At 39.4% G+C, this 9,286-nt stretch carries 4 protein-coding genes; 3 read left to right on the plus strand and 1 reads right to left on the minus strand.

Annotated elements, in window-relative coordinates; genetic code table 11:
- Positions 1 to 275 precede the first annotated feature (275 nt).
- The 3 genes from ACOVQ4_RS08915 to ACOVQ4_RS08925 all read left to right on the plus strand — a co-directional run bounded on the left by ACOVQ4_RS08915 (position 276) and on the right by ACOVQ4_RS08925 (position 6,531).
- Positions 276 to 1,373 carry a FecR family protein gene (locus tag ACOVQ4_RS08915; RefSeq protein ID WP_421820303.1) on the plus strand — a complete coding sequence of 366 codons (1,098 nt, stop codon included), beginning with the start codon at positions 276 to 278 and terminating at the stop codon, positions 1,371 to 1,373.
- A 176-nt stretch (positions 1,374 to 1,549) separates the two neighbouring features.
- On the plus strand, positions 1,550 to 5,071 hold the full coding sequence (locus tag ACOVQ4_RS08920; RefSeq protein WP_421820304.1) for a TonB-dependent receptor: 3,522 nt from the start codon (positions 1,550 to 1,552) through the stop codon (positions 5,069 to 5,071).
- Between the two features lie 35 nt (positions 5,072 to 5,106).
- Positions 5,107 to 6,531, plus strand: coding sequence for a RagB/SusD family nutrient uptake outer membrane protein (locus ACOVQ4_RS08925; protein ID WP_421820305.1), 1,425 nt, complete (start codon positions 5,107 to 5,109; stop codon positions 6,529 to 6,531).
- A 270-nt stretch (positions 6,532 to 6,801) separates the two neighbouring features.
- On the opposite strand, the gene ACOVQ4_RS08930 is transcribed toward ACOVQ4_RS08925, so the two are convergent.
- Positions 6,802 to 8,778, minus strand: coding sequence for an alpha-1,4-glucan--maltose-1-phosphate maltosyltransferase (locus ACOVQ4_RS08930; protein WP_421820306.1), 1,977 nt, complete (start codon positions 8,776 to 8,778; stop codon positions 6,802 to 6,804).
- Positions 8,779 to 9,286 lie beyond the last annotated feature (508 nt).

Here is a 9,286-nt window from a genome sequence, read left to right on the forward strand (position 1 = left end):
TGTTTCCTTAAAAAACTCTTTAGCTACCCCTTTTCCCCTTTACCACTTTGTGCCTTTGTGCCTATGTACCTCTGTGCCTCTGTGCCTAAACAAAAAACTCCTTGCCTAAACCCTTTCCCCTCTACCACTTTGTACCTTTGTGCCTCTGTGCCTAAAAAAACCTCCTTGCCTAAACCCTATCCCCTAATCCCTAAAATCATTTTTTTTTACAAAAAAGCAGTATAAAAAAACCAAAAGTTTTCTACTGTATATAAAAGGCGACTTATTACTATTTTATGAAAAAATATAGTGATTACATGATAGAAGATTTTCTCTTAGATTCAACCTTCGTAGAATGGGTCAAATCGGAGGGATATCGAAATAATTCTCACCCATGGACACAATGGTCTCAACAACACCCCAGCCAGCAATACTTGGTCAAACAAGCCCGAGAGTTTATTTTGGCTACAGGCATACATGAAAAGCCTATCTCAGAAGAACAAATTGAAAGACTAATTACAAATACACATAATAGAATACAAGAAGAAGAAACGCTGGAACTTGAAATCAACGAGCATGTAGCTTGGTACCAACATAACACTTGGAAATGGTCTATTGCCGCCACAATATTCCTTCTCTTTAGTGTGAGCTTGTGGTGGTATACCGACAAAAGTGTGAATCCACAGCTGTCGCACCTTTCGCAAAAAGCAATAGAGGCATTGATTTCAAAAACTAATACAAGCAAATTAAAAATGCCTGTAAGATTACCCGATGGAAGTTCTTTATTGCTAGAACCTAACAGTACGATTCAGTTTCCAGCAAGTTTTGACAATTCTCCTAATCGCGAGGTGTATTTGGATGGACAAGCTTTTTTTGAGGTAGTCAAAAACCCTCAACAACCCTTTTTGGTGCATGCCAAAACTACCATTGTCAAAGTATTGGGCACCAGCTTTACGGTACAGTCTTTCAACAAAGAAAAAGAAGTAAAAGTAGTAGTAAAAACAGGAAAGGTAATGGTGTACGAAAAAGAGGAAGAAGAAAATAATCGAGTGACTTTATTACCAAATCAGCAAGTAATAGTGGATGAACAAAATTTGATGCAAGCCACCGCTATTAGTTCCGAACAAGTAGCCTCTATTACCTCCAAAACAAGCACCGCAATAGAATTTAACGAAAGTCCTGTAGCTCAGATTTTTAAGAAACTAGAAAGTCTGTATGGCGTACATATCTATTTTGACCAAAAGTTGTTAGAAGACTGCTCACTCACCACTACACTCGGCGAAGAGCCACTTTTTACTAAACTTCAAATCGTTTGTGAGTCCATCGGCCCCAATACCAAATTTGAAGTTGTTAATGAGAAAATTATTATTCAATCACTCGGATGTAACCAATAAATCAATGCAATGAAAAACCTACTTAACTCATTCTCTCCTTAACAAAAAAAGGTGTAAGTCGTGGTGGCACACAACAAACACCTTGAGTTTTTCCCCTTTCTGTCTGCTCAACATACCCTTTTTTCAAAGGGTCAGGGGATGTTTTTGTTTTATTCAACAGAAAACTATTCAAGTTTATGAAAAAAAATCGACAATCAAAGGCTTTTTGGCTTACTATTATGAGAATTACTGGAATGCAGTTTTTCATGATTCTATTCCTCACGAGTTTTGCTTGGGCCAAAACCTCTGCTCAGGAAGAACTCAACAAAAAGATAAGTATCTCTATTGATGGAATAGTCTTAAAATCAGCTTTACAAAAAATTGAAAAGACTGCTCAAATAAGAATTTCTTACAACTCACAGGTTGTTCCGCTGAATCGTCCTGTTACTTTATTGGCAAATAACGAGCGTGTTGGAGATGTACTTGAGCGTTTACTCAAACCTCTTTCGGTAACGTATGTAATGTTTAACAATCAAATTGTTTTACGTAAAATCGAAGCTCCCAGTACCCCCACTCCACCCACCAACGCCCCAGAAACAGAGCGAGAAAACGTGGTGGCTTTACCGACTGTTTCAGGAACTATTACCGATGAAAAAGGGAAAGCCCTCCCTGGGGTAAACATTACGATTAAGGGCACCACAAAAGGAACAAATTCGGACGCAAGCGGTCACTTCAAAATCGAAGTTCCTACTGAAAACACAACCTTAGTGTTTAGCTACGTTGGCTATGTTAAACAAGAAGTAGTGGTTGGTAATCGTACCGTGTTCAATATCTCTTTGGCACTCGAACTCCAATCGCTCGATGAAGTTGTGGTGGTAGGTTATGGAACTCAAAGCAAAAGAGCGGTATCGGGTGCAGTATCATCAGTAGGTTTTAAGCAGTTTCAAGACCGTTCATTTAGCAATGTCACACAAGCACTTTCTGGTCAGATTGCTGGGGTAAATATCAGCCAAAGTCAAGGTGCTCCTGGGGTATCTCCTATTATTCGTATTCGCGGTGTAAGCTCCATTACAGCTGGCACCAACCCACTTTTTGTGGTGGATGGCGTACCACTCGAAAACTTCAACCTCAACATGGTAAATCCTCAAGATATTGAATCTGTGGAGGTATTGAAGGATGCTTCTTCAGCTGCAATCTATGGTTCTAGAGGGGCCAATGGCGTTATTTTGGTTACGACCAAATTAGGAAAAGCAGGCAAAACCACCTTCAGTGTGGGCTACGAATCGGGGGTGCAAAGCGTAGAAAGACGTGTTAAAATGATGGATGCTCAACAGTGGATTAATTATTACATCGATGCTCACAACAATGCTTGGGTTGATTTGAATCCAGCAAAAAACAAAGCCTCTGACCCAAATAGTGTAAGAGGTTCTGTCTACAAAATTCCTGATGAGTTTTTGACTAATCCTCAACAGTTTGGCAAAGGAACCGATTGGCAAGATGTCATGTTTAGAGTAGCTCCTTCTCAAAATGCACAATTTTCAGCATCGGGTGGTACAGACAAAACACAGTTTATGTTTTCGGCGGCGTACTTGAGTCAAGATGCTGTTTTGGACCAAAACTATTACAAACGTCTTTCGTTACGTTCAAATATCAAACATCAATTGAGTAATAAATTTACCATTGGTTTGAACCTTGGCGTTACAGGAATTTTTGATAGAACCGACGGTACACAAGGAAAAAGTGATGTGGTAAGTTTGGGACTGCAAAGCGACCCTATTTTTCCTGTTTACAACGAAAACGGTAATATTGGCTATCGTGACCCTAACTCAGTTTGGAACAAATATGTAGCCTACAACGACCTCAACTTATGGCATCCCTATTCATTGACACGTTATATCCACAAGCAAAATAAGACCTTCAATACTTTGGCTACGGGCTTTTTGGAATACAAAATTTTGGACGATTTAAAATTCAAAACCAGTATCAGCGCCAATTTGTACAACACTCGTTACAATTCATATCGTGTCAACAAACAAGGCTATGGCTACTCAGGTATACTTCCTGCCGAAGGTTATTCAACAAGTGGATATAGTTTGAACTGGTTGAGCGAAAATACCTTAAACTATGACAAAAGCTTCGGTGATCACAATTTGGCTTTGCTTTTGGGCTATTCTGTTCAAAAACAACGCAACGAATTTGCCTCAATTACTTCTGGTAGTTTTCCAAACGATTTAGTTGAAACTCTCAATGCTGGAGTAGTTTCTGGTGGCTTTACCAATGCTTCGGAATGGGCTATGATTTCGTACTTGGCAAGAGCTCAATACAATTATTTGAATAGATATTTCTTTACGGCCGCAATCCGTCGTGATGGTAGTTCAAGATTCGGGGCAAATAGCCGTTGGGGATATTTCCCTTCAGTATCTGGTGCTTGGGTAGTTTCGGATGAAAACTTTATGAAAGATATTAGAGCAATTAATAACCTAAAATTAAGAGTAAGTTATGGTATGTCGGGTAACAACCAAATCCCAAATTATGGCTCTACTAGTTTATTAAGTTCTTCTAACTATGTTGCGGGCTCAACTTTGGCCTCTGGATTAGCGATTTCGAATATTGCCAATACCAATTTAAAATGGGAACGTACAACGCAATTTAACCTCGGGTTAGACTTAAAACTATTGAATAATCGACTTGGTTTATCTGCTGAATATTACAATTCGACAACCAACGATATGTTGCTGAACGTACCTGTTCCAGATATTACGGGCTTCTCTACGCAGTTGACAAATATTGGTAAAATGGAAAATAAAGGCGTTGAATTAAACTTGAATACCCAAAATGTCCAAACGCCTAAATTTAGTTGGTCAACCGATTTTAACTTTAGTTCAAACCGCAACAAAGTCTTGCAATTAGGTCAAAACAATGCGCCTATTACTTATACAGATTTTGTGGTTACAGTAAAAACAGAAGTTGGCCAACCTATCTCCAATTTCTTTGGATACATAGTAGATGGCGTATTCAAAAACCAAGCACAGGTAGATGCAACGCCACATTATTCGACCACAAAACCTGGAGACCCAATTATCAGAGATGTGAATGGAGATGGAAAAATCACGGTTGACGACCGTACAACCTTGGGGAATTATCAACCTGATTTCATGGCGGGTATTACCAACAACTTCTCTTATAAAGGCTTTGACCTGTCGTTTATGTTCCAAGGCTCATTTGGAGGTGAAATTGTCAACCAAAACTTCCGTTACTCTGGTTTTTGGAACAACGGACGTAATATGTACGCAGGTGTAGCCAATCGTTGGCGCTCAGAATCAGACCCTGGCGATGGCACTCATTTCAGAGCTACATTAGGTCTGACAGGTTTGCAAGACCAATTTACAAGTCTTTGGGTAGAAGATGCCTCATTTGTGAGATTGAAAAACATTCGTATTTCATACACTATACCCTCATTTATCACACAAAAAATACATTTGAAAACGGCTCGTGTGTACGTCAATGCCGAAAACGTGTATTTGTGGAGTAAGTACACCAACTATGACCCTGAAAATACTACTTACAACGCCTCTAACTTCTCGGGTGAAGCCAATGGTAACTCTTCAAGTGGTTTGAACGCCTCTGGAAATGCGCCAAATGGTGCTTTCATTGGCGTAGATTATGGCTCATATCCCATCCCAAGAGTCATTACAATTGGTGCTAAGATAGATTTTTAATCAATGTTTTTTAAACTTCAAAAAACAGGATAGACATGAAAAAAATTGTAAAAATATACCTCCTCCTCGCCGCAAGTTTACTTACTACAAGTTGTAGTGATTCATTTTTAGAACTTGCACCGATTTCAAATGCGACGGCAGATAATTTCAAATCAACCGACGACTTTGAACTTGCCATCAACTCGGCATACGCTTCTTTATACACGGTTTATCATCCAGAAGGACCTGTTTCATATTGCAACGAACAAATGAGCGACAACGCCATTATGTACAATATTTCAGGGATTCAGGCGGATAAATGGCAGTTTAAGGATTACAGCCTCATGACCACCAATACCATGGTGTATCAGTTCTGGCAAGATTATTATCGTGCCGTTTTTAGTACAAACATTGTTTTGGATAAAATTGAAACGGCATCTTTGAGCGAAACATATAAAAACGATGTTCGCGCCCAAATGCGTTTTTTGAGAGCCCTATTTTACTTCAACATGGTTCAAACATGGGGCGATATTCCTTTGGTAACTAAGCCTCTTTCGGGTGACGAGGCTTATGCCGTACCTCGCTCGCCACAAGCAGATGTATATGAGTTGATTAAAAAGGATTTGGGCTTTGCTATCGAGAATTTACCTTTGGCCTCTGCTATTCCAAGTACTAAAATCGGTCGTGCATCAAAGGGGGCTGCTCAAACACTTTTAGGAAAAGTATATTTGACGTTGGGAGATAAAACCTCCGCTGCAAATGTGTTGAAGGATGTTTATAATAGCAATCAATATGCCCTCCTGAGCACCTACACTAGTCTTTGGGGACCGAATGTCAAAAATACGAAAGAGTCTATTTTCGAAATTCAGTTTTTAGGAGGCTCAGCGTCTGCGCCATATAGTCGTTATTACCAAACTTTTTATCCAAACAATAACTTCCTCGGATTTTATGGGAGTGGGATGAATCAAGTAACTGACGACTTGTACAACGAATACGAAGCCAATGACCCACGCAGAGACTTGTCTATTGCTTTGGGTTATAATAATGGAACAACCTTTATTGCCCAAAAATATCCAATCAAATGGACTCATACCAATGCTCCTATCGGAAGTGGTAACCCTTTAGCCAATAACAACTTTATGGTATTGCGCTATGCCGATGTCCTACTAATGTTGTCAGAAGCTACTGGAGATGCTACTTATTTGAATCAAGTGAGAACTAGAGCAGGTTTGCCTAAATTTGGCGATGCAGGTTATCCAACTTCCTTTGCAGGCTCTTTGAGTACGGCCATTGAGCATGAAAGAAGAGTAGAGCTTGCGATTGAATTCCATCGTTGGTTTGATTTGAAACGTACCAATCGTGCTATTGCAGTATTACAACCCAAAGGAAAAGCCATCACGGCAGATAAACTATTGCTTCCTATTCCTCAAATTGTAAGGTCTCAAAATCCAGCGATAACACAAAATAATGGATACAATTAATGAATTGGGCAAAATTAGATTTAAGTTTTTTGTTTTAGGCACAAAGCAACAGGCACTCGGCAAAGAGTTTTAACATGTTTTTTGCTTTTTGCCTGATTACTGGACAAAATTGATTTGATAGTCCAAGACTAAGTCTTGGACTTATTTTTTTAAAAGTTTAAAACTGTTTTTAAAAAATTCAGTGAAAAAGGCTATACACCAGAATCACACCTTCTCGTTTTGACCAGTAATCAGGATTTTTCCCAAAGCCCCTTACTGAAAGTGCTGCGATTAAATATCCTCTATTCTGAACAAGTGCATTGGCATAATATGCGGGTCAAGGTCTACAAAATTATATTCGCCTTTCCAATAGTATTTAGCCCCTGTCAACAAATCATGAACAATATATTCTTGATCTTGATGTTTATGAATTTGTGAAAGTGGCACTCTCACCACACCTCCTTGACGGTTATAAGGGTCGAGATTGACTACACACAGAATTCTATTGCCGTTTGGATGGGTTTTCAAATAAGCCAATACTTGATCATTTTCAATCTGACAAAAAGTGATATTATTAGTACGCTGCAAGGCGGAGTTCTCTACACGTGCTTGGTTGGTCAAGCGTATAATCTGAGTTAGCTTATTCTCAAAAGACCAGTTCCAATGCTTAATTTCATACTTTTCAGAATTACGGTACTCTTCTTTTCCTGGATTTGCCTCGTTATTCATACTTTCAAATACTGGCCCAAAAATACCATAATTAGCCGAAAGCGTTGCTGCCATAAAATAACGCGTGATAAACATAGGCTCCAAACCACCTTGCAAACACCAAGGCAAAATGTCGTGTGTATTTGGCCAAAAGTTAGGACGCATATAATACTTCTGTTCGGTATGAGTCAACTCCATCATGTACTCTGTCAACTCTGCTTTGTTGTTGCGCCATGTGTAATAAGTATACGATTGTGCATAACCCAGTTTAGCAAGTTGAGCCATGACTTTTGGCTTGGTAAATGCTTCAGCCAAGAAAATCATATTTGGATACACAGCTTGCACCTCTGCAATAACCCATTCCCAAAAACTAAATGATTTGGTATGAGGATTATCTACTCGAATAAGACGAATACCCCATTCGGCCCAAGTCATGATAACATTCTTCAATTCATCCCAAAGCTCCTCCCAGTTTTCAGACTCAAAGTTGATAGGGTAAATATCCTGATATTTTTTAGGGGGATTTTCGGCATACTGAATTGTTCCATCAGGACGAACTTTAAACCATTCGGGGTGATTTTTGGTATATGGGTGGTCTGGCGAGCATTGAATTGCTAAGTCCATCGCCAACTCGATACCATTTTCTTGACAAGCCAAAATCAAATGTTTCAAATCATCCAAAGTACCCAATTCTGGAAGAATTGCCGTATGACCGCCCAATTCTGAACCTATTCCGTAAGGCACACCTGGTTCGCCGGGCTCACAGGTAGTAGAGTTATTTTTTCCTTTTCTAAACTGATGACCAATCGGATGAATAGGCGGTATATACAAAACATCAAATCCTAGAGACTTTACACGAGGTATAACATTTTCTTCTACATCTTTGAAAGTACCATGTACGCCTTTTTTGCTGGCAGCAGAGCGAGGGAACATCGAGTACCAAGACGAAAATGCTGCTTTTTCACGATCTACCCAGAGCTTAAGGGATTTATAAGTGCTTACATATTTTTTGTTTGGATAACTTTGTATCCAATCATGCATAGTAGGACTTGTGGCAAGCTCAATTGCTTGAGCATACGCATCTGGATTACGGAATTGCTCAGCGGCCGACTCAATCAATACTTTATCACTTACCGAGGCGATAGTTGCCATGTAGTCAAGATGATTGGCACCTACCAACAATTCGATATTTACGTGCTGTCCATCCTTAATTTTCATACTAATCTCGTGTTCCCAGCTAGCTGCATGGTCTACCCAAGCCTCGATTGTATAGTCGTACATGCCATTGTCATTCACTTCAAAAGAAGCACCATAGCGATCGTTATTGATAAAAAACATTGGGGTTTCAATCCAATCTTTCGCATTGCTTCGCTTGTGTAGCAATCTGGCAGCAAGGATATCGTGACCATCCAGAAAGACATCTGCCTCTACATGAATTTTATCTCCTTGAATCGCCTTGATGGCAAAACGACCTCCATCTAATTCTGGAGTTACGCGTTCGATGATTACTCGACTTTGTCCGTTTTGTGGTTTTTTTGAGGATTGTTTGGTCTTAGCCATAGCAACTTGTTATAAAATGGAAAATAAAGTTTTGGTACTTAATTTTCTCAAGTACCAGAATTTTTTTGTTTATAAAAATATAATTTTTGAGCTTTCGGCTTACGGCTTTGGGCATTGGGCATTCGGCTTTCGGCTTTCAGCTATGGGCATTTAGCAAAAACATAGCTATCGTTACTGAAAAACAATTTAACACTCTTTGCCTTGTACCTGATGCCTTCTGCCTTAGCTACAAAGCTTAAATATTAAGTTAGTACGCAAAATAAAATGTATTTTTTGAGCTTACGGCTTTCAGCTTTGGGCATTCGGCAAAACATAGCTATCGTAACTGAAAAACAATTTAACACTCTTTGCCTTGTATCTGTTGCCTTATGCCTATTGCCTATTGCCTATTGCCTATTGCCTCATGCCTATTGCCTAATGCCTATTGCCTTGTGCCTTGTGCCTGTTGCCTTATGCCTCATGCCTAAACTTTAAGTACTAAAAAACAACTAGTGAGCGTCCACAAATA

Origin of the sequence: Flectobacillus sp. (assembly GCF_049240685.1) — a bacterium.
Classification (GTDB): domain Bacteria; phylum Bacteroidota; class Bacteroidia; order Cytophagales; family Spirosomataceae; genus Flectobacillus.